The organism is Acinetobacter sp. IK31 (genome assembly GCF_035615195.1).
Classification (GTDB): domain Bacteria; phylum Pseudomonadota; class Gammaproteobacteria; order Pseudomonadales; family Moraxellaceae; genus Acinetobacter; species Acinetobacter calcoaceticus_C.
On record NZ_JANBOB010000015.1, the window covers coordinates 34,678 to 61,385 of the forward strand.

Annotated in this window: 21 protein-coding genes; 8 read left to right on the forward strand and 13 right to left on the reverse strand. The window is 38.8% G+C overall.

The features are described from left to right. Window positions 1–149: 149 nt before the first annotated feature. From MSG66_RS08000 to MSG66_RS08010, 3 genes are read right to left on the reverse strand one after another with little or no spacing between them, the layout of a single operon-like run. On the reverse strand, window positions 150–1,337 hold the full coding sequence (locus MSG66_RS08000; protein WP_324653489.1) for an OprD family outer membrane porin: 1,188 nt from the start codon (window positions 1,335–1,337) through the stop codon (window positions 150–152). 12 nt (window positions 1,338–1,349) lie between these two features. Further along, a complete protein-coding gene (locus MSG66_RS08005) occupies window positions 1,350–2,303 on the reverse strand; it encodes a formylglycine-generating enzyme family protein (protein ID WP_324653641.1) in 954 nt (317 codons plus the stop codon). 25 nt (window positions 2,304–2,328) lie between these two features. Next, complete coding sequence (locus MSG66_RS08010; RefSeq protein WP_324653491.1) at window positions 2,329–4,014, reverse strand: arylsulfatase; 1,686 nt, start codon at window positions 4,012–4,014, stop codon at window positions 2,329–2,331. A gap of 552 nt (window positions 4,015–4,566) precedes the next feature. Between MSG66_RS08010 and MSG66_RS08015 the strand changes: the two genes are divergently transcribed. The 3 genes from MSG66_RS08015 (at window position 4,567) to MSG66_RS08025 (ending at window position 9,675) form a co-directional block, all read left to right on the forward strand. Continuing rightward, a complete protein-coding gene (locus MSG66_RS08015) occupies window positions 4,567–5,913 on the forward strand; it encodes an MFS transporter (protein ID WP_324653493.1) in 1,347 nt (448 codons plus the stop codon). Between the two features lie 31 nt (window positions 5,914–5,944). Next, on the forward strand, window positions 5,945–7,225 hold the full coding sequence (locus MSG66_RS08020) for an OprD family outer membrane porin (protein ID WP_324653495.1): 1,281 nt from the start codon (window positions 5,945–5,947) through the stop codon (window positions 7,223–7,225). Window positions 7,226–7,476: 251 nt separating this feature from the next. Beyond that, on the forward strand, window positions 7,477–9,675 hold the full coding sequence (locus MSG66_RS08025; protein WP_324653497.1) for an OsmC domain/YcaO domain-containing protein: 2,199 nt from the start codon (window positions 7,477–7,479) through the stop codon (window positions 9,673–9,675). Window positions 9,676–9,740: 65 nt separating this feature from the next. On the opposite strand, the gene MSG66_RS08030 is transcribed toward MSG66_RS08025, so the two are convergent. The 4 genes from MSG66_RS08030 to MSG66_RS08045 form a co-directional block, all read right to left on the reverse strand. Next, window positions 9,741–11,411, reverse strand: a complete 1,671-nt coding sequence (locus MSG66_RS08030) for a GMC family oxidoreductase (RefSeq protein ID WP_324653499.1) — start codon at window positions 11,409–11,411, stop codon at window positions 9,741–9,743. A gap of 28 nt (window positions 11,412–11,439) precedes the next feature. Beyond that, a complete protein-coding gene (locus MSG66_RS08035; RefSeq protein ID WP_324653501.1) occupies window positions 11,440–12,333 on the reverse strand; it encodes an alpha/beta hydrolase in 894 nt (297 codons plus the stop codon). Window positions 12,334–12,409: 76 nt separating this feature from the next. Further along, entirely contained in the window at window positions 12,410–13,264 is an 855-nt protein-coding gene (locus MSG66_RS08040; RefSeq protein WP_324653503.1) for an SDR family NAD(P)-dependent oxidoreductase, read from the reverse strand. Window positions 13,265–13,307: 43 nt separating this feature from the next. Then, window positions 13,308–14,795, reverse strand: a complete 1,488-nt coding sequence (locus MSG66_RS08045; protein ID WP_324653505.1) for an NAD(P)/FAD-dependent oxidoreductase — start codon at window positions 14,793–14,795, stop codon at window positions 13,308–13,310. A gap of 136 nt (window positions 14,796–14,931) precedes the next feature. Here MSG66_RS08045 and MSG66_RS08050 point away from each other — a divergent pair, with 136 nt between their 5' ends. Then, the gene (locus MSG66_RS08050; RefSeq protein WP_133974573.1) at window positions 14,932–15,945 is read left to right on the forward strand and encodes an AraC family transcriptional regulator; all 1,014 of its coding nucleotides are present in this window, start codon (window positions 14,932–14,934) and stop codon (window positions 15,943–15,945) included. A 9-nt stretch (window positions 15,946–15,954) separates the two neighbouring features. Here MSG66_RS08050 and MSG66_RS08055 read toward each other — a convergent pair whose 3' ends face one another. The 4 genes from MSG66_RS08055 to MSG66_RS08070 form a co-directional block, all read right to left on the reverse strand. Beyond that, complete coding sequence (locus MSG66_RS08055) at window positions 15,955–16,830, reverse strand: class I SAM-dependent methyltransferase (protein ID WP_133974571.1); 876 nt, start codon at window positions 16,828–16,830, stop codon at window positions 15,955–15,957. A gap of 113 nt (window positions 16,831–16,943) precedes the next feature. Then, complete coding sequence (locus MSG66_RS08060) at window positions 16,944–18,467, reverse strand: flavin-containing monooxygenase (protein WP_133974569.1); 1,524 nt, start codon at window positions 18,465–18,467, stop codon at window positions 16,944–16,946. A gap of 22 nt (window positions 18,468–18,489) precedes the next feature. Next, window positions 18,490–19,323 (reverse strand): SDR family NAD(P)-dependent oxidoreductase, encoded by an 834-nt coding sequence (locus tag MSG66_RS08065; RefSeq protein WP_133974567.1) that lies wholly within the window; start codon window positions 19,321–19,323, stop codon window positions 18,490–18,492. A 65-nt stretch (window positions 19,324–19,388) separates the two neighbouring features. Next, window positions 19,389–20,348, reverse strand: a complete 960-nt coding sequence (locus tag MSG66_RS08070) for a metal-dependent hydrolase (RefSeq protein ID WP_133974565.1) — start codon at window positions 20,346–20,348, stop codon at window positions 19,389–19,391. A 524-nt stretch (window positions 20,349–20,872) separates the two neighbouring features. Between MSG66_RS08070 and MSG66_RS08075 the strand changes: the two genes are divergently transcribed. Further along, window positions 20,873–21,496, forward strand: a complete 624-nt coding sequence (locus MSG66_RS08075) for a TetR/AcrR family transcriptional regulator (RefSeq protein ID WP_133974563.1) — start codon at window positions 20,873–20,875, stop codon at window positions 21,494–21,496. Between the two features lie 71 nt (window positions 21,497–21,567). Here the strand turns inward: MSG66_RS08075 and MSG66_RS08080 are convergent, their stop codons facing one another. Then, complete coding sequence (locus MSG66_RS08080) at window positions 21,568–22,290, reverse strand: pirin family protein (RefSeq protein WP_202742855.1); 723 nt, start codon at window positions 22,288–22,290, stop codon at window positions 21,568–21,570. Window positions 22,291–22,926: 636 nt separating this feature from the next. Between MSG66_RS08080 and MSG66_RS08085 the strand changes: the two genes are divergently transcribed. The 3 genes from MSG66_RS08085 (at window position 22,927) to MSG66_RS08095 (ending at window position 25,911) form a co-directional block, all read left to right on the forward strand. After that, the gene (locus MSG66_RS08085) at window positions 22,927–23,154 is read left to right on the forward strand and encodes a hypothetical protein (RefSeq protein WP_202742856.1); all 228 of its coding nucleotides are present in this window, start codon (window positions 22,927–22,929) and stop codon (window positions 23,152–23,154) included. A 321-nt stretch (window positions 23,155–23,475) separates the two neighbouring features. Continuing rightward, window positions 23,476–24,795: an NCS2 family permease gene (locus MSG66_RS08090; RefSeq protein ID WP_042897881.1), complete on the forward strand. Its 1,320-nt coding sequence runs from the start codon at window positions 23,476–23,478 to the stop codon at window positions 24,793–24,795. Window positions 24,796–24,912: 117 nt separating this feature from the next. Beyond that, window positions 24,913–25,911 (forward strand): adenosine deaminase, encoded by a 999-nt coding sequence (locus MSG66_RS08095; protein WP_324653512.1) that lies wholly within the window; start codon window positions 24,913–24,915, stop codon window positions 25,909–25,911. Between the two features lie 43 nt (window positions 25,912–25,954). Here MSG66_RS08095 and MSG66_RS08100 read toward each other — a convergent pair whose 3' ends face one another. Continuing rightward, a complete protein-coding gene (locus MSG66_RS08100) occupies window positions 25,955–26,512 on the reverse strand; it encodes a cytochrome b (RefSeq protein WP_324653514.1) in 558 nt (185 codons plus the stop codon). Between the last annotated feature and the right edge of the window lie 196 nt (window positions 26,513–26,708).

Here is a 26,708-nt window from a genome sequence, read left to right on the forward strand (position 1 = left end):
AATATTGTTCTTCATGGTTGTTGTTTTTGTATATTTTTAAATAGTTTTAAAGATTTTTTGATTATTTTGAATTTTAGGGATGTACTTTTTGTTGGTTTTTAATTGGATCCATAATAGCTTCATTTAAAACCATTATGGATGGTGAAGATTTAAAAGTTAAACGTGTAATGAAGCATCATGCGCTGTTCATCCAGACTTTTACCGTGTTTAGTGTCGTAGTTAATATTTAAGAAAAGAAATTTAAGATTTTTAACCCAGGCATTCAGGTCATATTGAATCAACACATCACTTTCTTGCTCAAAATCATTTTGATTCATGGTTTGAAATGAATCACCATAAATATATTTATAGGTAATTTTTAAACCTTTGATGTAGTCTTTAAAGTCATACGAAGCAACGAAATGATAAGACTTTTCATCTGCTTTGGTAAACGCGCCTAAGGTCCAGTTCACCATATGGGGGATGGGTATATTGTCGAGTTTTGGAATGCCATCTTTGCCAAAGTTTTCTTGGTAGCCAATTCCAGTTGTAAAGTTTCCATATTTGATAAAATGCATGGCGCCCACAGATGTATTGTCATATTCACCAAGTTTTGACTTGCCGACATCGTCGTGGCGAAACACCCGTAATTTTGTGGTGTGCTGTTTTGTCCATTGATAATCAAAAGCAAAGTAGCTTTGATTAATCAGGTCGGTTAAGTAACCATTATAAAATTTCCAATGGTACCTAGGTGTTTTGCCATCCCATTGGAAAAAGTAAAGCCCATCGGATTCATTTTTCGAGATTGCGAGTTTGTGGTAGTCCTCCTCATTTTTTGGAGAATAACGGTTAATCAAACCCAACTCGAAATTTTGTTGCGGTGTCTTATATTTTAATTCCAAGCCTTTGTAGTTCACTCGTAATTGATGTGTGTCGACTTGTGGGGTAAGTGGTGAGTCGGGAATAATTTCACCTATATTTATCCGAAAGTTTTGATATTCAACTCCAGCTCCTAAGCCATATTTAACGTAGTCCTGCGCTTGTTTTTTAGTAGTGGTGTCAAAGGGTATGACCGTATCATTGGTGTGTTGATCGGTACTTAAGCGATAGGCATATTGAATGCTGGGGTTGAGGTGTAGCTGAACAGCATTGAGCTTGGTTGACCAGTCGCCTCGATAGATCACGCCTTGACTCAAGCTATGGATGTCGGGACTAGTGTCATTCTCATAATGTCTTTCAAAGTTAAATGTTTTTAATGTAAGTGTATTTTGAAAATTAAAATCTTCTGCACTGTGAGCTAAACAGCAGGCAAGCGCTGTCCCTGAGAATAAAATCCCATAAATAGAAATATGCTTCATTTTTAAATCCGTTTAAAAGCGTTTTACTGTTCTAAATCCGACATGGCTGGTTGCTAGGTCGAGTTCCTGTGGGTGCCTCGCGGCAGCACGATAACGTGCGCAATAATTGGTCGCGCACAAATAAGACCCACCTTTAATGGTGTATTGCAAAATCTGTTCGTGACTTTGCCGATATTTTGAGGGATCTCCCATATGGTGATCTCTTGGACCTGTGTAGGGTGTTTGTGTCCATTCCCATACATTGCCAATCAAGTCATATAAACCAAATGGGTTTTTACTAAAACACCCAACAGGGGCAACATCCTTAAAACCATCTTCCTGAACGTTATTATAAGGAAATTCACCCTGCCAGAAGTTGGCTACAATATGGCCTTCATGGGCCGGACCAATATCGGAATTTTGCTGGAAACCTTTGGCTGCATATTCCCATTCAAGTTCGGTCGGTAAGTCATGACCCAGCCAGTTTGCATAAGCATAGGCATCATTCCATGTCACCATGCGAACAGGTTCGTGAAGTGCGGGTTGTTTAGGGTTATTTAAGCCCCATGGGTGTTTCCAGTTGGCACCTTTTTCAAATCGCCACCATTGTAATTCTTCAACTGGATGATCTGGTTGTACAAACATAGCTGCGCCGCCTTGCTTCTCTGCATCGGTGACATAGTCCGTTTGTTTGACAAACTCTTGAAATTGAGCATTGGTGACTTCAGTCGCATCAATTAAAAAAGCGGGAACTGAAGTTGCCTGTAAGTTTAATGGGCGTTCATCTTCATAACCTTGTGTGGTGCCTAAAACAATTTTTCCTTGCGGAAGCTTGACCATACCTGCTTCTTTATTTTTAGGCCAACCCAAAGGAAGGCCTGAATAAGAATTACATTTAGCTTTGCTGCCTAAGTTGGGCAAGGTGGTCTGTTCTAGTTGAGGTGTGGTTTTTTGGCATGCACAAAGTAAGAGGAACGATGAAAGTATCATGATCTGTTTCATCTGGTTTTTCCTACTTTTTGTTATATTGCTCAAAATCCACCACACCATTTTCATCGGCGTATCTTAAATATTTGTCATTTAAGACTTTGACAATCTCAGGATGTTCTGCGTAAACATTATGTTGTTCATTAAAATCTCTTTTTAAATTGTAGAGTTCCCAGCCGTGGCTTTTAAATTTAGAAGGTGAGTTTTCGACAAGTTTCCATTCGTCAGTTTGGGCATAGCGGCTGCCATGCAACTCTTTAAAGTCATAATAATTAACAGGTCGAATGCGGGCATTATTGTTTTTAAAAGCAGGAATCAAGCTAAAACCAGACGGTTTAATTTTTGTGCTTGTAGCTGGATAGATTTGATTATTTTGAATGCCAGCTAATTCCATGGCAGTTGGGAATATATCTCTGACTGTCGCAAAGTTATTGTTAATTCCGCGATCTTTAGAAATTTGAACAGGGGATTTAACAATAAAAGGAACGCGCACTCCGCCTTCTGAAGCGGCTGACTTCCAGTGGGTAAATGGTGTACTGCTCACTTCGGCCCAACGTGGTCCCATATAAACATATGAGCTTGTGTTTCCTATATTTTCATAACGGTTGTCGGCATCACCCATTGGGAAATTATGATCACCACCTTCAGCGCCGTTATCTGACATAAATACAATCAAAGTATTGTCATATAAATGATTCTTTTTTAGATATTGAATGACATCGCCAATTCGATCATCTAACTGAGTGACCATGCCAGCGTAAACTTCCATTTTACGGGCTTCATATTTGCGCTCTTGTGGAGTTAGCTCATTCCAGTTTTTGGTGTGTAGAGCTTGGTTGCCACGTTCGGTTGGATATTCTGCATTTAAAGGAATTAGGCCTAGTTTCTTTTGTCTTTCAAAGCGTTGTTTGCGAATTGCGTCGTAACCTTGATCATATTTACCTTTGTATAAGTCTCTATAGTGAGCAGGTGCCTGAATTGGCCAGTGAGGAGCAGTGTAGGCTAAATAAGCAAAAAATGGCTTTTGCGCTTTATTTTTATCTAAGTACTCAAACGCTTTTTGTGTGAAGAAATCTGTTGAGTAGTAGTTGTCAGGCAATGTGACCTTTTGGCCGTTTTCAGTATATTGTGTATTGCGCGGATAATTTTTAGGTTGGTCTTTAAAATGTAAATCGAAGCCATCGAGTAGGGCAAAAGATTGGTCAAAACCACGAGCCTTAGGGTTTTGTTTGGGAGCATAGCCTAAGTGCCATTTACCGACCATGAAGGTGTAATAATCTTTTGTTTTTAAAATCTCGGCGAGTGTATAAGCATTTTGCGTTAAGTGTCCTGAATATCCATCAATTTTGAGTAGTGCGCGCGGGTTATCGGCTCCAACCAATTTTTCTTGTCGTTTTGAAGTTTCATACATGGCGCCTAAACCGACCAAGTGGTTGTCTGCGCCTGTCATAAGCTGTGCACGAGTAGGTGAGCACATTGATGAGGCATGAAAATTAAAAAGCATTTTCCCTTGTTTTAACAAGCTATCAATATGAGGTGTTTTAATTTCGCCGCCATACGCACCAATATCTGAAAATCCAAGATCATCGGCCAAAATAATCATGATGTTAGGCGGCTGCTGATTTTTTAGAGGGGCTGCTTGCGCTGTGTAAAACAATTGACTGGCAAAAAAAAGTCCCAGTGTAAGTTGGCTTACTCTTTTGAGTTTCATAACAACAATCCTTTTGTGTGTTTATGCATCATGCAATTAATTAAAACTTCTTAAATGAAAATAATGTCAGTTAAGCTTACAAAAAAGTCAATAAAATAAAAAATAATCTATTTTTAACTCATTGTTTTTATAGTTAAATTATTTTATTAATATAAATTTTTATAAGTTTAACTGCTATTTTGTTGAGAGTGAAAGTTAAATCTTTTCATTGAGTTGAATCCTTATTGGTAAGTGATTAATTTTGGCTAAAAAACACTCTGAGTTGATCATAATAGATTTTTTATTATGGATCCATAAAAATCTTAACTCATCTTAATTTTAGGTTTTTAATAATTTAATAGTGAGTTAATTTATGTATTTATATAATTTTTAATAATAGGTTTTAAATTTTTGTTGATTTTTTGGATCCAAATATTCAGTATAGAAAAAGAGCAGGATGCTCAAAAAACAAATATTCCTCTAGGTCATTATGGATACGGATGTGCATAACCACCCAATCGCTCATATCAGCAGTGTCGTGTGTATGTCTTATCCACATTGGGAGATACACAAATGGAAAGAGACGTGCTGAGTGAGATCAATCAAAATAATATGAGCCGTTACCAATGGTTCGTCATTTTGATTTGTATCTGTCTCAATATTATTGATGGCTTTGATGTAATGGTGATGGCATTTACCGCACCATCCGTGTCAGCAGAATGGGCACTTTCAGGCTCACAAATTGGCTTGCTGCTTAGTTCAGGACTTTTTGGGATGGCCGCTGGTTCAATTTTTCTCGCACCGTTAGCTGATAAAATCGGTCGCCGTTTACTCATCTTAGTTTGTCTTGTTATTGCTGGCCTTAGCATGTTGGCCTGTGCTTTTGTACAAAGCCACGGCATGTTAGCAGCACTTCGGTTTATTACAGGAATTGGGGTAGGTGGGATTCTTGCCAGCAGTAATGTTTTAGCAAGTGAATATGCCAATGCTCGCTGGCGCAGTCTTGCTGTTAGCTTAATGTCTACAGGTTATGGAATTGGCGCGACACTCGGCGGAGTATTATCACTGGCGTTGATTGAACATTTAGGCTGGCGGTCAATCTTTTTAGCGGGTGGAATCACCACCATTGCAATGTTGCTAATCAGCGCATGGTTATTACCTGAATCTTTAGATTATTTATTAGCGAAACGACCAAAACAGGCTCTAGAACGAATTAATACAACTGTAAATCGTATGGGGCTTAACGAGTTACCAGTTCTGCCGCGCTATGAAAAAAATACTACACAAAATGGAAGTGAACTCAGTAAGTTATTTGCAGGGCAGCTGGGGTTGCAAACTCTTTGTCTTTGGTTTGCGTTCTTTTTAGTGATGTTTGGTTTTTACTTCGTGATGAGCTGGACGCCAAAAATTCTTATTTCAATGGGAATGTCGCCTGAACAAGGGGTAAGTACTGGTATTTTAATTAGTATTGGCGGTATTTTCGGGGCAGCGATTATTGGTTTACTCGCTTCTCGCATGAAAATTTTCTATGCCTTAAGTCTATTTTTAGGGCTAACCTCTGCTTGTGTTTTTCTATTTGTTTCAGTCTCGTCTCAAGTGGGTGTCGCACTCATGGTGGGGTTATTACTTGGCACACTCATTAATGGCTGTGTAGCAGGCTTATATTCTATTTCACCAACAATTTATGATGCTGAAATCCGTAGTCGCGGCGTAGGTTATGCGATTGGTTTTGGTCGGATTGGGGCAATTTTATCGCCAACGGTTGCAGGGATTTTTCTGGATAAAGGTATTGCACCCGCAACGCTTTATACCTATTACGGTGTGGTCTTTATTTTGGCTATTTTCCTGATTTTAAGTCTGGGTAGCGCTTTTTACCGAAGTAAAAAAGAGCAAAACTACTCGCTTAAAACAGCGCCGTAATCCATTAAAAATTAAATAGTTGAGATAAAAAATGAAAAAGACACCATTATGGGTGGGGGTATGCTTGTGCCCATTATTTAGTCAAATTGTGCATGCCGAGTTTATTTCAGACAGTAAAGCTGAGCTGACACTGCGTAATTTTTACTTTGACCGAGACTATAAAAAAGACCCATATCCCTATACTGCTGCCAGAGATTGGGCGCAGGGTTTAATTTTTAAAGGACAGTCTGGTTATACCGAGGGTACGGTCGGTTTCGGTGTTGATGTACTAGCAATGGCAGGCTTTAACCTGATGGGAAGTCGGGCCGATGACTATGCTCGGAGTGGCTTATTACAAGTCAATACCGATAACTCGCGTGACGATTATTATGGAAAAATCGGCATTACAGGTAAGGCCAAATTTAGAAAAAATGAGCTTTTTGTGGGGGATCTGGTTCCACAATTACCGACCATATTTTCATCGCCAGCACGCTTGTTCCCCCAGACTTATCGCGGTATCCGCTTTGTTTCAAATGAAATCCCAAATCTTCAATTAGAGGGATTTTATGTTGACGAAGTGCGTCAACGCGATTCAATCCGCTTTACAGATGTTGGAACAGACAACATTAACCATCGTTTTGACAAAGCGGCAACGACTGATTCTTTTTACACGCTGGGAGGAAGTTATCAATTAAAAGACTACCGTTTACGTGCTTATCATGCCGAACTAAAAGATATTTACCAGCAACAATTTTTGGGTTTTAACGGGAAACAACCTTTAAACGATCAGCTTAATTTTTTAAGTGACGTGCGTTTTTTTAATAGTGAGGAAACAGGAAGTAAAAAAATAGGAGAGGTCGATAACCGCCATATGAGTGGCTTATTTGGTTTGAACTACCAAAATCATACGGTTTCTTTGGGCTACATGCAGTCGTTTGGTTCAACAGGTCTGCCGTTTTTGTCGGGAACAGAAAGTCCAGTCGTGCTTGATTTTATGAGTTCAGACTATTCGAATAAAGATGAAAAAGTATATTCGATTCGTTATGAATATGACTTTAAAAATGTGCAGTTAGGTGATGTTTCGTTAAATGGACTGCGCTTTATGACCCGTTATGCAAAAGGGGAAGATATTGATTTGCTGCAATATGGCGATCAGCGTTTTAAAGAAGAGTCGATGGAGTTTGATTTGGGCTATAAAATTCCTGAAGGGAAATTAAAAGGCCTAGGCATGCGAGCTCGTTTTTCTCACTATCGTAACGATATGCCAAGCAATATGACATTTCACTCGGCAAATGAAACAAGGTTGAATGTTGATTACACCTTTAAATTTTAATGCTCAATATTTAAGTAAATTAAAGACAAGTTAAAACATTGTGAGCATCAATGTTTTAACTTTAGTTATCAACTTCACAAAATCACTCTATAATACGCCAATCTTATTAAAGCCAATTGAGTCGTTCATTAAACACATGGCTTTAATCTCTCATTTTTTTAAGTCAATTTCTTCGCTGTGATTCGGCTTATATTTCAATATTTAGAATTTTATGTGTCTGTGCTGACACATAAAAATATTTAGGTGCCAGCATGGAAATCAAGGTTAATTATCTCGACAATCTTCGACAGGAAGCTAAGTTCGATGACTTTACGGTAATTGCCGATCAACCAATTCGCTACAAGGGTGACGGTTCGGCACCGGGCCCATTTGACTATTTTTTAGCATCTTCTGCATTGTGTGCCGCTTACTTTGTAAAAGTGTATTGTGCAGCTCGAGATATCCCAACCGATAATATTCGTTTATCGCAAAATAATATTGTTGATCCTGAAAACCGCTATAAGCAAACATTTAAAATTCAAATTGAATTACCAGCCGATATTTCAGAGAAAGATCGCCAAGGGATTTTACGTTCAATCGACCGTTGTACTGTTAAAAAAGTGATTCAAACTGGTCCCGAATTTATTATTGAAGAAGTTGAAAGCATTGATGCAGATGCGCAAGCATTGTTATTGCCAAGCTTAACTTCAGAAAGCCATACCTTTATTCAGGGTAAAGACCTGCCATTAGAAGAAACCATTGCCAATATGTCCGCTATTTTGGCCAACTTGGGCATGAAGATTGAAATTGCGTCTTGGCGTAATATTGTCCCGAATGTTTGGTCATTACATATCCGCGATGCGCAGTCTCCGATGTGTTTTACCAATGGTAAAGGTGCAACTAAAGAAAGTGCTTTAGCTTCTGCATTGGGCGAGTTCATTGAGCGCCTTAATTGTAACTTCTTCTATAACGACCAGTTCTGGGGTGAAGAGATTGCCAATGCTGAATTTGTGCATTATCCAGATGAAAAATGGTTTAAACCGAGTCCGAATGGTGAATTACCTAAAGAAATCTTAGATGAATATTGTCTTGAGATTTATAACCCAGATGATGAATTACTCGGTACGTATTTATATGACACCAATTCAGGCAACGTAGAGCGTGGCATTTGTTCGCTACCTTTTGTGCGCCAGTCTGACGATGAAGTTGTATATTTCCCATCAAATTTAATTGAAAACTTGTACTTAAGTAATGGTATGAGTGCAGGTAACACTTTGGCTGAAGCCCAAGTTCAATGCTTGTCAGAAATTTTTGAACGTGCTGTTAAACGTGAAATTTTGGAAGGTGAAATTGCACTTCCAGATGTACCTGAAGAAGTATTAGCGAAATACCCAAGTATTGTTGCTGGTATTAAAGGTTTAGAAGAGCAAGGCTTTCCTGTTTTAGTTAAAGATGCATCGTTAGGTGGCCAGTTCCCTGTAATGTGTGTGACTTTGATGAACCCGCGTACTGGTGGTGTTTTTGCATCGTTTGGTGCACATCCAAGTTTTGAAGTTGCCTTAGAGCGTAGTTTGACTGAGCTGCTTCAAGGTCGTAGTTTCGAAGGCTTAAATGATTTACCACAACCGACTTTCCAAAGTAATGCGGTGACTGAGCCGAACAACTTTGTTGAGCACTTTATTGACTCAAGCGGTTTAGTGTCTTGGCGCTTCTTTAGCTCTAAATCTGACTATGACTTTGTTGAGTGGGATTTTTCTGGAGAAGGCGAAGAGTCGAATGCAGACGAAGCTGCAACATTGCTCGGTATTCTCGAAGAGATGGGCAAAGAAGTGTATATGGCAGTTTATGAGCACCTAGGTGCGACAGCTTGCCGTATTTTAGTACCGGATTATTCAGAAATTTATCTCGTTGAAGATTTGATTTGGGACAATACCAATAAGGCACTTTCATTCCGTGAAGATATTCTAAATCTACACCGTTTAGATGATGAACAACTTGAGGCGTTGGTTGAGCGCTTAGAAGAATGTGAATTAGACGATTACACCGAAATCACCACACTCATTGGCATTGAATTTGATGACAATACAGTTTGGGGACAGCTCACAATTTTAGAGTTGAAATTGTTGATTTATGTTGCTTTACAGCAATTTGAAGAAGCGAAAGAGTTAGTCGAAACTTACCTGCAATATAATACCAACACGGTTGAGCGTGGTTTGTTCTATCAATGTATGAACGTTGTGCTTGAAGTGATGTTAGATGAAGAACTAGAGCTTGAAGACTATCTGACTAATTTCCGCCGTATGTTTGGTGACACGCGAATGGATGCAGTATTAGGTTCTGTCGATGGTAGCGTTCGTTTCTATGGTTTAACACCAACCAGCATGAAACTAGAAGGACTAGATCGACATTTACGTCTGATCGATAGTTATAAAAAATTACATGCAGCTCGTGCTAAAGCCGTGACGATGTAATTTAAAAAGCGAATTAAAAAAGCCTATTTTTAAAATAGGCTTTTTTTATAAAACAAATCTATATTTTAAGCAGGCACTTTCGTGATCTCTAAGATTTCTGCCTCTGCTGTATCATCTTGATGTTCGCCTAAAGTGTTTTTAGCAGGAATATACGACATTGCACGTTCTGCTAGAGCTGTGATGGTTAAACTCGGGTTAACGCCCAAATTTGCACCTAGCATTGAACCATCGACTACATATAAGTTTTTATAGTTAAACACACGGTTCTGTCCATCAACAACGCCTTGTTCGGGGCTTGAAGAAATGGCACAGCCACCCATGCAATGCGCAGTAAAGGGCACGTTGAACAAAATTTCTGTAATGGTCGTCATAGGATGCCCATTAAACATTTTGGCAACCTTTTCGGTAAAAGTATTGGCCTGCGGAATATAAACCGGTAGCTTTTGGCCCTCACTCGATAAAACCTTGCCAAAAGGCCAAAACCAGTTACGTTTCAAGCGCATGTTAATTGAGGCATCTGCTGTTTGCATGACCAAGAAAATTAAGGTTTGACGCGCAAAACCAACTGGATTACTCATGCGTAGAAAAATAAATGGATGGCAGATCAAAGCCCATAACCAAAAGAAAATACGTGTCCAACCCGGTTTGCCTTTTGCCATGTAGGTACACATGAGACCCATTGCATCGGAACCATTTTGGTATCGGGTGGCTTCAATATGCGTGTCATGGTCAATATAGATGCTTGAACCAATGGCAACGCCTTTACTCATGTCGACATCTTTACCAAAGAAACGAACCCCTAAAATAGACTCGGCATTGGTACGTACCCGATTACCCAAGTCATCAGAAATATTTGGCAGAGAATCAGACTGTTTTAAGCGAAACAACATCTCTTGAGTACCCAAAGACGATGCCGAGAAAATCACATTACGAACGCGCCAAGTGCGGCGCTGTTTGTTAAACCATGAACTTGAGCATTCGGTGGTTACTTCATATCCATCGCTACCATCAGCTTTACCATTGAGCGGTTTAACATCAACAACTTTGGTTTCTTCATAAACCTTGGCGCCATTTTTTTCGGCAAAGTACAAATAGTTTTTATCTAAAGTATTTTTTGCGTTGTGTTTACAACCTGTCATGCAGCCACCACAAGCTGTACATGTCCCACGGTCTGGGCCTTTACCATTAAAATATGGGTCAGGGTAGATCTTTCCACCTTCTTCACCTTCGGGCGGAAAGAAAGTCGCAACGCGAGTCGGTTTAAATGTGTGACCTACACCGATAGCTTCACCCATTTGTTTAAGCATATGGTCGGCAGGGCCAAGAATTTTATTATCAGTTACCCCTAACATGCGTTCTGCTTCAGCATAGTGCTGTGGCATTTCATTTTTCCAGTCAGCAGCATCTGCCCAAGTACCTTCATCCCAAATATGTTCAGGCGGAACAAGTAACGTATTGGCATAGGTAATTGAGCCGCCACCTACGGCGTTACCACAAATAATGGTGACATGGCGAAAAAAACGCATATTGAAATAGCCGAAAAGCTTCATGCCTGGACGCCAGATCCAACGGCGGGAGTTCCAGTTATTTTTAGCAAAATCTTCAGCTTTCCAGCGACGCCCCATTTCCATCACGGCAACTGAGTAACCTTTTTCGGTTAGGCGGCAGGCAGAAACACTACCGCCAAAGCCTGAACCAATAATGAGATAATCATAGTCATAATTGTTTGTTGTCATGCCGAGGACTCCTGTCTGGCGATACTTTTTATATTGACTGGGCATATTTATGAATAAATTGTCCAATGTGCTCAATTGAGTCATCAGATTCTTTTAGTATACCCGCGTGAAACTGAAAAACATGTCCGACTTGGTCATAAACTTTAAAGCTCATCGGAATACCATATTTTCCGGTTTGTTCAGCAAGGCGTTTTGCATCATCTAATAAGACTTCTTCGGTGCCGACATGAATCAGAACAGGGGATAAACCTGTTAAGTCAGCATAGAGTGGCGAACAGCTTGGATCGGTGGCAGGTTTTTGTCCGCAATAGTTTTTTGCACACCAAGACAGCCAGTCTTCAGACAGCATGGCATCTTGAGCCGCATGTGTTTTCATCGTTTCCCCAGACAGACTTAAATCTACCCACGGTGAAAGTAAAACCAATGCGGCTGGTAAGGGCAACCCTGCATCTCGAATAGCAATTGCTGTACTTAAACTTAGCCCACCACCCGCAGAATCCCCAGCAATTACAAGCTTTTTCGGATCTTGTCCTTGAGCAAGTAAAGCTTTATAGACAGCAATGACATCTTCAATAGCAGCAGGACTGGCATGCTCTGGAGCAAGGCGATATTCAGGTAACCAGACTTGAGCTTGAGCTGCATGTCCAATTTGGGCGGCAAGTTTAGAATGACTTTTACTACTGCCCACGACATAGCCACCACCGTGTAAATATAAAATTCCTAGTCCATTTTTGGTAGACTTGGGCAAAATATGAAGTGTGGGAACTTGGGCAATATTTTGTTTTTGAGTTTTATATCCACGTGGTCCACGCACAATAGCACTGGCTGCATCGCTACAAAAACGTTGTAGCTTCACCGGAATTTTAGGAGACAAAGCCGGACGTAATGTCGTCCGGATGGTCCATGCAAGAAGCTGCTTCATAATAAGAACTCATACTAGAGCTTGTCATTTATTGAATAAGCATCTCCTCAATTTAGAAGATGCTGATCAGTGATTTTTATTTTGCTGGTTTGTTAAGTAAACGAGTTTGCAAAGCAGTTGCTGTTGCAAAAATCTTTTGGTAACCCTGTGGAAGAATACGCTGAATTACGTCAACGACTTTCGCGTCAGCTCCAATCAGTAAACGGCGACGGTTTTTACGAACAGCCTCTAAAATTTGTTGAGCAGCTTCGTCAGCAGGGGTGCGAAGTAATTTATCGAAGGCATCCTGACTTTTAACAGGGTCCATTCCTAAAGATTGAACACTGTTATTCATGCGGGCAGCTTTGGCAATATTGGTTCGAATACCACCCGGGTGAATACAGGTTGCGCTAACCCCCGCATTTTGCATATCAAGTTCTTGACGCAGAGATTCAGTAAAACCACGAACGGCAAATTTACTGGCATTGTAAGCACTTTGGGTCGGTTGAGCTGTTAAACCAAACATGCTGGAAATATTAACAATGTGCCCATCACCACTTTGCTTTAAGAATGGTAAGAATTCTTTGGTGCCATAAACCACACCCCAAAAGTTAATACCAATCAACCATTCAAGATCTTCATAACTTATACCTTCGGCAGTGCTGCCCATTGCCACACCAGCATTATTAAAAATCAGGTTAACTTGTCCATGTTGATCTACAACAAATTTTGCCCAATCTGCAATTTCGGTACGATTGGCAACATCAACTTGTTGAGTGGTCACTTTGACTGGGTAGGTCGCCAATAGCTCGACAGTTTTGGCTAAACCCGCTTCGTTTACATCGGAAAGCGCTAGATGGCAGCCTTGTTTTGCCAGTTCAATTGCAAGTGCTTGTCCAATACCAGAACCCGCACCTGTCACAGCCGCGACTTTGTTCTTAAATGACTTCATAATTTTCTCCGTTTATTTTTCTGATTTCCTATCGTAAAGCTGATTAAGAAATAGCCGTGACCTGAGTGTAATTTTCAATATCAAAGCGGCGAGTGCGTTGACGATATTCAAGGGTAAAACCCGGCCAGTTATTGGTATTCTTGCCATCAGCAGTCTGGTACCAACTCGTACAACCTTGCGCCCATACGGTTTTCTTCATTTTTTCTTGAATGTTTTGGTTAAACTCGTGTTGAATTTCCGCCCGAACGTTGGTGAATAACAACTTATTTTTTATCAGTGTTTGAATGGCATCTAAAATATAATTCACCTGACTTTCAATCATATAGACAATTGAATTATGTCCAAGATTGGTATTTGGACCATAAAGCATAAAGAAATTAGGGAAACCGCTAACAGTTAAGCCAAGGTATGCTTCTGCACCATCTTTCCATGTATCTTTTAAGGTACGTCCGTCCAATCCAGTAATTTGCATTGGTGCCATAAATTCAGTTGCAGCAAAACCGGTACCATAAATAATGGTATCAACTTCGCGCAGATTTCCATCCGTATCTAAAATGCCATTTTCAGTGATTTCTTGAATGCCTGTATGAATGACATCAACATGAGGTTGAGTGAGCGTTTCATACCAATGATTAGAAATCAAAATACGCTTACAGCCAATTGGGTAGTCCGGCATTAAACGGTGACGTAATTTGGAGTCTTTAACTACCTTACGAATATGGCGTTGGAATAGATATTCCACCAAAGGCATTTCATTTAAAGATGTTGTGAAGGCAAGTAGGCGAATTTCATGGTGACCATATTGCAAAGCACGATCTAAACTTTGCAAAATCGGTAATTTACGAAAAGCTTTTTTCTCTAAAGGTTGATAAACCCGATCTGGCTTTGGAATGACGTAAGGTGCCGAACGTTGATAAACATCAAGATGAGCAACCTGTTTAGCAATTTCGGGAACAAACTGAATAGCACTTGCACCTGTCCCAATTACAGCAACACGTTTGCCAGTTAAGTCGTAGTCATGGTCCCAGCGAGCGGAGTGAAAAGCCTTACCTTTAAAGTTTTCAATGCCTTTGAGTCTCGGGTAGGCGGGACGGTTGAGCTGGCCCACGGCACCTACTAAAAATTCGGCTTCAAAACTTTCGCCATTGGTACTTTGAATGTGCCAGACACCTTGTAGGGCATCAAATTCGGCACTGGCAATTTCGGTATTAAATTGAACATGCGGGCGAAGGTCATATTTATCAGCGCAGTGGCGTAAATATTGATAAATCTCTTGAGATGTGCCGTAACGGTTTTTCCAGCCGAGTTCCTGTTCAAAAGAAAAAGAATAAAGATGTGACGGAACATCACACGCAGCACCTGGATAAGTATTGTCGCGCCAGACACCACCAACATCGGCGGCTTTTTCATAGAGTGTAAATTGATCAAAACCAGCTTGTTTGAGTCGAATCGCCAGACCTAAACCACCAAAACCAGTGCCTATAATGGCGATACGTACATTTTTATTTGAATTAGATAACGAATTAAACATAGGCTGCTCTAAAATCCTTAAAAACAGTGGGCGAAAAAATCGCAATTTCCTATATACAGCATAGACATTTATTCTCTTGATTTAGAGGATGGATGAGGACAAAATATTGTGATTCGAGGACATTCTGGATGGTACAGTGACGTACACTTGGGCTTTTGAACGTAGCATACACAGTGTTCGCCTTATGGCTGATTTTGCAGCAGAAGCAGGTGTCTCTTATCAGACCATTTTAAAAGAGACAGGAATTAATCAACAGCAATTGCTTGACCCTAATATGGTGGTTTCAGGCCAACAAGAATTACAGTTGATTCATAATCTAGTTGAGCAATTTGCAGATCGGCCTACCTTAGGCTTAGAAGTGGGCGCACGATACCACTTTACAACATTTGGACCATTAGGTATGGCCCTTATGAGTAGTGCCAGCATTCGTGAAGCCCTTGATTTTGCACTGACTTATTTTTCACTTACTTTTGCTTTTACTCGTTTTTTAGTTTCTGATACCGATGAAGGCACACGTATTGAGATTGAAGGTGAGGGCATACCTCCTTCAGTTAAAAAATTTATTATTGAACGCGATGCCGCTGCTCTTATCACTGTGCAACGTGATTTAGTACAAGATAATTTTTGCCAATATTTGGCTTTTGCTTTTCAGCTTAAAGGGGATGCACAACCTTATATCGATTTATTTGGAATTCTGCCGGAGTTTGGTGCAGCTCAGAACTTTGTTTTACTCGATCCACACAAAGTGGATCAAAAACTGCAAATGGCCAATGACCTGATTTTACATACGGCTGAAGAGCAGTGTCGGCAAACTTTAGATAAACGCCAATCGCAAAAAAAGTTTACGGCTTTAGTGCAGCAGCAATTAATGCATATTCGTGGAGAAATGCCATCTATGGAAATAGTTGCTGATCGATTGCATATAAATGCCCGTACTTTACGCCGTCATTTGGCACAAGAAGAGATGACTTTTATTCAAATACGTGAAGAAGTTAGGCAGGTTTTAGCAGAACAATATTTGGCCTTGCCTAAAATTTCAGTTGAGCAAATTGCCGAATGGTTAGGCTATGCAGAACCAGCCAGTTTTATTCATGCCTATAAAAGATGGTATGGAAAGACACCGCATGCGATGCGGTTAAGCATTAAATAATAACTGATTTTATTTATTCAAACGCAAATGCAATAAGCGTGTTGCTGCCGTATGACGGATTTCATCTGGGCGCGCATTAAAATAACGTTCAGTAATAGCTTCACCTGACAGATCTTCAATGACTTCAAATCCCATCTGTTCAACTGCACGATGTAAATCAGTTGGTTTGAATTGTCCCAATAAAGGTTCTTTGAGCAAATGCGTAAACTGTGCAACACCCATGCTACCAATGCGTTCAATGCCAGTTAACTCTTGAAAATCGGTTGAATAGTCGAGTACAACTTCACTGCCATTTACCGCAAATTCAGCAATACTTTTTAAAGTTTGCAAGGTGGTTTGAGGGTTTAAATAGTGAGTAGTACCCAGCCAAGAAAAGAAAGCTGGTGCTGTTTGTTGATATAAACTCCGAGCCAAAGCATCTGAAATCGATTCTTTCTCAAAATTAATTGCGACAAACTCAACAGTAGAGGGAAGGTCGCCTAGTTTTTTTAATTTAGATTGTTTTGCAGCTTGCGTATCGGGGTGATCAACTTCAAAGATTTTTAAAGTTGGGTAATGGTGCGATTGGCGTAGTACAAAAGAGTCTAAGCCTGCACCCACTAATACATATTGTTGAATGTTTTGATGAACTGCCTGATCAAGCAAATCTTCGGCATAACGTGAACGTCCAACCACCTGTCCACTGAGTAACCCAAGAGTACGGTTTAAGACAGGTGAATTCATTAATTTAACAAGAAGTGGGCTAGATAGAAGTTTTTTCCAGCCTTTGCTGGTCAGTTCAAAAGCATAAGGATCTGAAAATACAGGGTCCGTTGTATTTTTAAAATGATTCGCTCGTAATGCAGCAGCGGCTTCTGCAGTACGGCTTGATTGGCCTTCTTTCATCTTTATCCTGTTCTTTTATTTCTTGAAGATATTCAACGAAGAAGGCAGTGTATTTCATGAAAACATAAAAAACACTGCCCACTTCTTACAACTGATTTGATCAAAATTACAAATTAATGAGTTTTCGTCGTTTGATACGTTACTTCATAATCTTTCAAATCGACGCTTTTCAAACGTTGTTTAAGCTTTTTCAATGACCATGGCCATGCAGCAAAGTTACGTCCGTTGGCATCAAGATAATAACTCTTACAACCACCACTATTAAAGACAGTTGTTTTTAAGTGCTTTTGCACCAGATCATTATGCTTTTTAATCACTTCGGGCTTAACATTGAACTTGCTAATACCTTTATTTTTAATTTTCAATAAGCCATCTACAATATAGTCTAGCTGTGCCTCAGCCAAGCCAATAAAAGAGTCATAAACTAAGACATTCGGTCCTAAAATTAAAAATGCATTTGGTACATTTTCAATGTTGGTCCCTAAATAAGCCTCAGGTGAACTATCTTTCCATAAATCTTGTAAACGTTGACCTTTTTCATTATGAACACGTTTACCAATTGGTGGGTGAGATACCTCAAAACCAGTACCCCAAATAATTACATCAACTTCATGTCGTTCGCCATTGGCAGCAACAACCGTATTACCTTCAACTTTAACCAAACCATGAGGAATCAGGGTCGTGTTTGGTGCTTGTAGAGCTGGATAATAATTATTGGCAAATAAAATACGTTTACAGCCAATATCAAAGTTTGGCGTCACATTTTTACGCAGTACAGGGTCATTAATTTGTAGTTTTAGTAATTGTTTGCCCAGTAAGTTTACCGGTTTAAGTGCAAGTGGGTTACGTAAACCAAAATTAATTGCATTCAGTGTGAGAGCTACACTTTTACGCCAGCTCGCCTGAATGGATGGATATTTTGCAATGACTGATTTACTAAATTCACCCAAGTCAGTGTCTGGTTTTGGTAGTACCCACGGAGCTGTGCGCTGGAACACCAAAAGCTCTTTCGCCTTTGGTTGAATTTGTGGCACAAACTGAATAGCAGAAGCACCTGTACCAATTACGGCAATTCGTTTATCAGTTAAATCATAATCATGATTCCATTTTGCTGAATGGAACATCTCGCCTTTAAACGTATCTAAACCTTCAAGACGTGGAATTTGAGCTTCGGTAATTGGACCTGTAGCGAAAATAACGGTTTTAGATAAATACTGACCTGTCGTTGTATCAAGCACCCATAAATGGCGTGAGTCATCCCATGCGGCATTTAGCAGTTCGTTGTTAAACTCGATTTTAGATGCGACATTAAACTCGTTACTTACATCTTCGAGATAACTTAAAATTTCCGGCTGACGAGCAAATAAATGGCTCCATTTTGCACTGGGTGCAAACGAGTAAGAATAAAGTGCTGAAGGGACATCACAACCACAACCTGGATAGGTGTTTTCACGCCATGTACCGCCTACACGGCTCGCTTTTTCAATAATTTTATAATTGGTATAGCCCACTTGATCTAGGCGGATGGCAGTGGCTATACCTGAAATGCCGGCACCTACAATAAAGGTATCGAAAACGTGGTTGGGTGAATTGACAGCTTTTTTTGCTGATGCATTTGTTTTCATTTGAGCAGTCATATGCGTACTACCTATAAATTTCTTATTTAAATAATTTGTAAGATGTGCCAAGGAACTTGGTATACAAGCTCGGTGATGCCCGCTTCATTAACCAGAATAACTTTGCATCAAGTTGAGGAATGGTATACAGCTCATCCTGATCAAGGCGGTTAAGTGTTAATTTGGCTACATCATCGCTTGTAGTCAGGGCATAGTTCATGAGTGCATGGTCTGCAAGCTTAGAGTAGCGTCCCGGAATCCGACCATTTTTAATGATATTGGTTGGAACCAAAGTAGGGCAGAGTACATTAACTTTAATATTGAACTTATGCAGTTCGGCAGAAAGCGTTTCTGACAGCGCACGCACACCTGCTTTAGTCACGTTGTAGGCTGTCATTTCTGGTGCGGCTGTATAAGATGCAGCAGATGCAACATTAATAATCGCGCCGTAACCCAAATTTTTAAACTTTGGAACGAATGCATGACAGCCATGAATAACACCCCAAAGGTTAATATTCATTACCCAGTTCCAGTCTTCCAAGCTAAGCTCATCAAACTTGCCACCTAAACCTACACCGGCATTATTAATCAGTAGGGTCACAGGGTGTTGCATTAAAATTTCAGCTTTTTCAGCTAGATCTGTAACCTGTTCAGCATTACCTACATCACAACGTATAGCAAAAGCTTTTGCACCTTGTTGCTCAAGTAATTTTACGGTCTCTTCAGCAGCTTCCAGATTAATGTCTGCACAAACTACACTGCCACCACGTTTTGCAAGTTCAATTGCAAAACTGCGTCCAATCCCACTGCCTGCACCTGTCACCACGGCATAAGCTTTTTGGCTTGGTTTAACTTTCTTTTTGCCAAATAAAATCATGATTCATCCATAAATAACTTTAAGAGAAACTAGCTATCTACGAGATAGCTAGTAATAAAGGACGATTAAGATACGCGTACAGGCGGGGTAAATTCTTTAACAAAGTAAGGGGCAATGGCTCCGCCTTCGTTCAGTAATTTCTTTTTGTAATACTCAAGATATTCAGTTGTATCATGGTCATTTGGGTGAAAGTCTGGGCGTAAATAGTCAAGAATCTGACCAATTGTACTTCCGAAAACACCATCTTTCGGACCAAAGATTAAACCCACGCCACGACGGGCATCTTTCCAGAATTTTAAGGTGAGCATTTCTTGCGGCTTTCTTAAAACTGGTACAAACAAAGTAGTCGCAGGAATTAGTCCCAAAATGGTAACTAGAGCAAGTAAGAAACCTGAAATTCGTAATGGATAGTTTCCATTTAAGAGTTGATAGACATCATAGGCAATATCTTTATGCTCAGATTCTTCAAGCATATGCCACATCCACAATGCACGGCTCTTGGCATCATCTGAATGATAGAAATTCTTTTCATGCTTCATCATATATTCAGCAAGTACCGCGGTAAAATGCTCAATACCAGCCATCATCGATAACTTAAGCGGCTGTGGAAACTTCAAAAACACATATTTAAAGAAGTTCGATCCAAGGAAACGATAGAGCGCAACAGGATAATCAGCATCCTGAAGTGCATCATTATATTCATTGTGCAATTTTGAATGAATTGCTTCTTGACCAATGAGCGACGTAACGCGTTGTTTAAGTATCGGATCTTTAATAAACTCACGATGATGACGAGCTGTTTCGATCACCAGATCTTCACCATAAGTCAAAAACACAGAAAGTGTGGCAAAAAACAAGGTGGCAAATTGATTGTTCATATAGAATTTGACATCAATTTCCTTGCCATCAAAACCAATATTTAAATGACGGATTGGAATAGAGGCTTTGCTAGCAAAATCAGGTAACTCGATTTCACGGTGAAATTTAAGTTTATTTAATGATTTTTTAACTGTGGTCGAGATCATGGCGACACCTTGAGACAAGTAGTGGTGCATTTTGCTGAAAACTAATAAATTCAATGATCAACAAAGCACTAATAAATTCCATTTTCAAAGGCAGAGTATTCTCTGTAATTGACTACGGTGTTGTTGCTCCGTTATTTATTTGATTATTTGGCTGAATAACGGAAAGAAGAGTCGATGCAGGCTAAAGCCAATGAATGACTCTTCTTTAATTTTTTCATATTAATCTGACTTTATGTTCGGATTCAATTCGGGTAAATTTTTAAATATAGCAACACTAATTTTACTTAAACTTTATAAAGTGATTATTAAATTTTAAACTAATATATATTTGAAAAATATCAATAAATTAAATTTTTAAATATGTAGAATCATAGATAGAATACATCTTAAATGATTTAGATAAGCTTGATTTTTTAGCTTTCTTTTAATGAAGTTTGACAACTATTCGGATTTTGTTTTTTTATTTCAACCGTGTCTGATTACATGCTAATCTGACTTTATGTTCGGATTATTGATTAGATCGTATGACCACGCGTAAACCTCGTCAAACTCGAGCCAAAGTTACTGTCGACACAATTATTGAAGCTGGTTTTATTGCGGTCGCGCTTCATGGTCCCAGCGGCACCACTACACGTCATATTGCAGAAATGGCAGGGGTGAGTGTCGGATCTTTATATGAATATTTTAAAAATAAAGAAGAAATTTATGATGCGATGAATCATTTTTTTGTTCGGGAAATTCTGGACATGATTACGGAACTTACACCGACGATTTTACAGTTGGAGTTAGAGCCTGTCATTGAAATGATTTTTTATACCTTTAGTGATTTACTAAAGAAAAATAATGACCGTTATTTGACTGTTTTACGTTATGCAGGTGAGTTGCAATACGATAAATATATTCCAAAAATTGAGCAGGCTTTAATGGAAGTCATCATGAAATATATGATGCATAATCCAAAATATCTAAAAATCAATAATTTGGCTGTTATCACTTATATCTGTATTAATAGTGGGATTTTTAATGTGGCACGACATCTTATTTTGCCAAATCCCTTCATTAGTTTCGATGAGATGGTGCAAGGTTTAACCACAATGATCATGAGCTATATCAATACAGAGATGGCACGCTCAGAAGAGCATTCATAAATTAGAATTTTTTCAATCGCAATATTAATGAAAAGCCCTCACATAAAGCTGTATGTGAGGGCTTAGTTACATTATGGCATGGTTGGAACTTCTTCCGGACGCATATCGAAAATCAAAATTTCGGCATTATCGCCATTGGTAATCGATAAGTTTCCGCCATCACGAATACGAGCTGCATCACCTGTGTTAAAGGTTTTACCATTTACATCAATACGGCCTTTCGCCACATGTAAGTACACATAACGACCATCAGGAATCGTAAAATCAGCAGTTTCTTCACCATCAAAAAGACCTGAATAAATATTAATGTCTTGTTTGATTGTTAAAGTTTTCTCACCACCTTTTGGTGAAATGATCAAATGCAATTTACCGCGTTTGTCTGCTTCATCAACGTGAATTTGTTGATAATCTGGATCTGTATTTACTTCATTTGGAACGACCCAAATTTGCAAGAAATGTACACCTTCTTGTGCTGAATGGTTAAATTCACTATGGGCAACTCCACGACCTGCACTCATCAACTGAATATCACCTGGGACAATCACAGAACCCGTACCCATTGAATCTTTATGCTCTAATGCACCTTCAAGTACATATGAAATAATTTCCATATTACGATGAGGGTGAGTACCAAAGCCTTTAGATGGAGCAACGTTGTCATCATTAATTACGAGTAAATCTGAAAAACCGACTTGTTTTGGGTCCCAATAGTTAGCAAATGAAAAGCTATGTTTTGACTGTAACCAGCCGTGATGTGCTGCACCACGTTCATGAGATAAACGCATATCAAACATGATCTACTCCTAATTTAGTTTTTTCTGTCTATGAGCACATTTTATCGTATCGATTATTGTAATAAAGCTATGAAAATGGAAAGCTTGGTGCGATTTATGGAACGATGAAAAAAGCTATAAAATGACTACTTTTCTAGTCGCTACAGATAGAGTAAAGGGGCATTCGAACTTAAAAAATAATTACTTCTTAAATGGGGATGAGGCTGTTCTATTTGCAGTTAAAAATATCTTTTTAAGCTCGAGATGAATTCAAAAAATAACAATCTAAATAGAAAATTTATAAGATAGAAAATTAAGTAAAAATAAAATTTTTTTATCCTATAGAATTTTTACAAAAACAGAGATATTTCAATTTATGTGTACCATTATTTTTAATCTATATATTTAAGTAAGCTTAAGAATTAAACCTGATAAAAACCTAATGTTAAAAATAACTAAACATTACAGATTGATAAATAAATTACTTTTCAAGAGAAAAGTTTTATATTTATCAATTAATAGTTGTGTATATCTAAAATCACTTTTCTTTTCAAATATTTGAGTAAATATGTGTTATTGTAAATAAATGTGAAAACATTCACAAAGCTATTTTTTTTTGTTAAGATCATTAACATTAAAAACATAGAGATAATAATAATGATCAATAAAGTATTAATAGTGTTATGTGTGGGTATTGTCTTTGTATTAGGGTATTGGGCTTACTTAGATACTCAAAATAAAAGACATCAAGAATTGATGCGGATTATTCAAGAAGCAGAAATAAATCTACAAAGTATCGAACGCAATCCGAATCATGCTCATCACAGCAATTTAGCTTCCTATAACATACAAGAATATATCGGCGAGAAAAAAATTATTTTCTAATAATAAAGCGCTATAAATTTTTTAATTTTAACAATGTTATTGGTCATATCTTTTCATAAATTTTGATCATGTTTCTGTTGAATCTGTTAAACTTATTGAACGTATAGTAAAAAAGCTGCATAGGGGTTATGCAGCTTTTTTGTGTTTCAAGAGGGGCTGTGGTTATTTCCTATGTATGAACTAGAAACCAAATGAGTGGCATATTTGTTGCTTCTTTTATTTGAGGTTCTTGTTTATAGGTCTGAACAGAAAAACAATATTGTTCAGTTATCTACATAGAAGTAAATATTTCATAGTTCAGATTTTGCATAGAGGCTACTTATGGCGGCGCCCAATTCTTCGGCAGGCTGGTTAGAGCGTTTATTTAAGTTAAGCGACAACAAAACCACTTTCCGAACTGAAGTTCTTGCTGGTGTAACTACATTTCTAACGATGTGTTACATCATTATTGTCAATCCACTCATTTTATCTGAAACCGGCATGGATCATGGCGCCGTATTCGTTGCGACCTGTTTGGCAGCAGCAATCGGCTGTTTAGTGATGGGGATCATTGCTAATTATCCAATCGCATTGGCCCCTGGTATGGGTTTAAATGCTTACTTTACCTATTCAGTCTGTATGGGTATGGGTGTGCCATGGCAAACAGCTTTGGCTGCTGTTTTTGTTTCAGGTCTTGTCTTCCTTGCAATTAGCTTTTTCAAAATTCGTGAAGCGATTGTAAATGCAATTCCAATGTCGCTTAAATTTGCGATTGGTGGGGGGATTGGTTTATTCCTCGCGCTTATTGCTTTAAAAAATTCAGGCATTATTGTTGCCAATCAAGCGACATTAGTTGGCTTGGGTGATATTAAACAACCTACAGTATTGTTAGCGTTATTTGGATTTTTAATGATTGTGGTTTTACACCAGTTAAAAGTTCGTGGCGCCATCATTATTAGTATTTTGGTTGTTACCGCAATTGCGACTGCTTTAGGTCTAAACGAATTTAAGGGTGTAGTGGGCCAAATTCCTTCAATTGCCCCAACATTCATGCAAATGGACTTTAAAGGTCTATTTACTGCAAGTATGGTTGGCGTAATCTTTGTATTCTTTATTGTCGACTTGTTTGATAGTACGGGTACTTTGGTTGGCGTTTCACACCGTGCTGGTCTTTTGCAAGATGGTAAATTACCTCGTTTGAAAAAGGCATTATTTGCAGATTCTACTGCAATTGTTGCGGGTGCCGCATTAGGTACATCTTCAACTACGCCATATATTGAGTCGGCTTCAGGTGTTGCAGCAGGTGGACGTACTGGTTTAACTGCTGTTGTGGTTGCAGTCTTATTTATTTGCTGTTTATTTTTAGCGCCTCTTGCTCAATCTGTACCAGGTTTTGCAACAGCACCAGCTTTATTGTTCATTGGTGTGTTGATGATTCAAGGGATCACTCACATTGACTGGGATGATATTACAGAAGCTGTTCCAGCATTTTTAACCATTGTATTTATGCCATTTACCTATTCAATTGCTGATGGTATTGCAATGGGCTTTATCAGCTATGCATTAGTTAAATTATTCACGGGTAAGGCAAAAACTGTACCGTACATGGTATGGATTATTGCTGCACTTTGGGTATTTAAATTTATCGCGTTTGGCGGTTAATATGATTTTTTATAATTTTCTTCTTGAGCTGTCTTAGTCATAGTTTTTAATAAGAAGAAAATTATAGAAGGGTGTGATTTTTACCACACCCTTTTTTTCTTTAGATGTGGAGTTAATATGAATCAAGTCGAGCTGATTCGTGCCTTACCAAAAGCCGAATTGCATGTACATATTGAAGGGACGTTTGAACCTGAATTAATGTTTGCAATTGCCCAGCGCAATCAGATTCAGATTCCTTACAAATCTGTTGAAGAAGTAAAGCAAGCTTATAACTTTCATAATCTTCAATCATTTTTAGATATTTACTATGCTGGTGCGAATGTTCTTGTACATGAACAAGACTTTTATGATTTAGCATGGGCTTATTTTGAGAAATGTGCCGAAGATCGTGTGGTTCATACAGAAATGTTCTTCGATCCGCAAACTCACACTGATCGTGGCGTTGCTTTCTCAACAGTGATTAACGGTTTAAAACGTGCTTGTGCCGATGCCAAAGCTAAGTTTGGTATCAGCTCTCAGCTTATTATGTGTTTCTTACGCCATTTAAGCGAAGAAGCAGCTTTTGAGACCTTAGAGCAGGCTTTACCATTTAAGCAAGACATTATTGCTGTAGGGCTTGATTCAAGTGAAGTGGGGCATCCGCCAGCTAAGTTTGAACGTGTTTTTGCTAAGGCACGTGAAGAGGGCTTCTTAATCGTTGCTCACGCTGGTGAAGAAGGCCCACCTGAATATGTATGGGAAGCTTTAGACTTGCTCAAAGTGAACCGTATTGACCATGGTGTGCGCTCTGAAGAAGACGAACAATTGATGACGCGTTTAATTAATGAAAAAATGCCTTTGACGGTTTGTCCTTTAAGTAATTTAAAGCTCTGTGTCGTAAATGATATGAAAGATCATAATATCCGTCGTTTGCTACAAAAAGACGTACACGTGACTGTTAACTCAGATGATCCTTCATATTTCGGTGGATATATGAATGATAACTTCTTTGCAATTCAGCAAGCACTAGACCTAAGCAATGACGAGCTAAAACAGCTCGCAGTGAACTCATTTGAAGCTTCTTTCATCTCAGATGAAGAGAAACAGAAGTGGGTTGCAGAAATCCAGAAAATCTAAATAAAAAAACCGCCTATCTCAGGCGGTTTTTTATATAACAAAATTATTTCGGTTGTTTGATCATACTATTTAAAATATTGTCTTTATCAACAAAGTGATGTTTTAAAGCAGCAAGTACATGCCCAACAATGAGTAAGCCGGCAAACCAAGAAATATAAATATGTAAAGGTTTAACAACAGCTAAAAGCTCTGGGTTATCTTGTACTAAACGCGGAATTTCAAATAAATATAAAACAGGGGCAGGGTGACCAGCACTCCAGCTAAATAAACAACCAGTGACAGGTAAAGCGACCAAAATCACATAAAGCAATAGATGTCCAATATGTGCGAGTGTTTTCATCATCGGTGACATCGTATCTGGTAATTTTGGAGCTGGATGTGTATAGCGCCATAAAATCCGGATAATCACTAAAAAGATAATGGTTGTTGCAATATTCTTATGCAACGTAATCACGTCGCCTTTAAAGCTGCCATCAACGTCATAATTTAAAAAATTTCCACTATAGAAGCCAATAGCCCACGCTGCGATGAAAATGATTGCCATCACCCAATGCAGGATTTGTGCGGTACGGGTGTAATACTGAGATGAAACAGCAGGCATAAAAGACCCTATTTTTTTGTCGTTTTGATTTTTGATTCTAGGGCAAAGTGCTGATTTTGAGAAATGTTTTAAATGTAACGGAGCGTGCTAAAAACAGAACGTTTAAGGAAAAACGCATTTGATGAGCTAAGCCTTGCAAGGGAAAATAGATTGCATAAATGCATCAAATTATTTGTTTCTTCTAAAGTCGAGTTTA

What these genes read in the sequence shown, in the direction of transcription:
- MSG66_RS08000 (WP_324653489.1), bottom strand. Translation starts at nt 1,337, where the DNA reads ATGAAGCATATTTCTATTTATGGGATTTTATTCTCAGGGACAGCGCTT.
- MSG66_RS08010 (WP_324653491.1), bottom strand. Translation starts at nt 4,014, where the DNA reads ATGAAACTCAAAAGAGTAAGCCAACTTACACTGGGACTTTTTTTTGCC.
- MSG66_RS08015 (WP_324653493.1), top strand. Translation starts at nt 4,567, where the DNA reads ATGGAAAGAGACGTGCTGAGTGAGATCAATCAAAATAATATGAGCCGT.
- MSG66_RS08020 (WP_324653495.1), top strand. Translation starts at nt 5,945, where the DNA reads ATGAAAAAGACACCATTATGGGTGGGGGTATGCTTGTGCCCATTATTT.
- MSG66_RS08025 (WP_324653497.1), top strand. Translation starts at nt 7,477, where the DNA reads ATGGAAATCAAGGTTAATTATCTCGACAATCTTCGACAGGAAGCTAAG.
- MSG66_RS08030 (WP_324653499.1), bottom strand. Translation starts at nt 11,411, where the DNA reads ATGACAACAAACAATTATGACTATGATTATCTCATTATTGGTTCAGGC.
- MSG66_RS08035 (WP_324653501.1), bottom strand. Translation starts at nt 12,333, where the DNA reads ATGAAGCAGCTTCTTGCATGGACCATCCGGACGACATTACGTCCGGCT.
- MSG66_RS08040 (WP_324653503.1), bottom strand. Translation starts at nt 13,264, where the DNA reads ATGAAGTCATTTAAGAACAAAGTCGCGGCTGTGACAGGTGCGGGTTCT.
- MSG66_RS08045 (WP_324653505.1), bottom strand. Translation starts at nt 14,795, where the DNA reads ATGTTTAATTCGTTATCTAATTCAAATAAAAATGTACGTATCGCCATT.
- MSG66_RS08055 (WP_133974571.1), bottom strand. Translation starts at nt 16,830, where the DNA reads ATGAAAGAAGGCCAATCAAGCCGTACTGCAGAAGCCGCTGCTGCATTA.
- MSG66_RS08060 (WP_133974569.1), bottom strand. Translation starts at nt 18,467, where the DNA reads ATGACTGCTCAAATGAAAACAAATGCATCAGCAAAAAAAGCTGTCAAT.
- MSG66_RS08065 (WP_133974567.1), bottom strand. Translation starts at nt 19,323, where the DNA reads ATGATTTTATTTGGCAAAAAGAAAGTTAAACCAAGCCAAAAAGCTTAT.
- MSG66_RS08070 (WP_133974565.1), bottom strand. Translation starts at nt 20,348, where the DNA reads ATGATCTCGACCACAGTTAAAAAATCATTAAATAAACTTAAATTTCAC.
- MSG66_RS08075 (WP_133974563.1), top strand. Translation starts at nt 20,873, where the DNA reads ATGACCACGCGTAAACCTCGTCAAACTCGAGCCAAAGTTACTGTCGAC.
- MSG66_RS08080 (WP_202742855.1), bottom strand. Translation starts at nt 22,290, where the DNA reads ATGTTTGATATGCGTTTATCTCATGAACGTGGTGCAGCACATCACGGC.
- MSG66_RS08085 (WP_202742856.1), top strand. Translation starts at nt 22,927, where the DNA reads ATGATCAATAAAGTATTAATAGTGTTATGTGTGGGTATTGTCTTTGTA.
- MSG66_RS08090 (WP_042897881.1), top strand. Translation starts at nt 23,476, where the DNA reads ATGGCGGCGCCCAATTCTTCGGCAGGCTGGTTAGAGCGTTTATTTAAG.
- MSG66_RS08095 (WP_324653512.1), top strand. Translation starts at nt 24,913, where the DNA reads ATGAATCAAGTCGAGCTGATTCGTGCCTTACCAAAAGCCGAATTGCAT.
- MSG66_RS08100 (WP_324653514.1), bottom strand. Translation starts at nt 26,512, where the DNA reads ATGCCTGCTGTTTCATCTCAGTATTACACCCGTACCGCACAAATCCTG.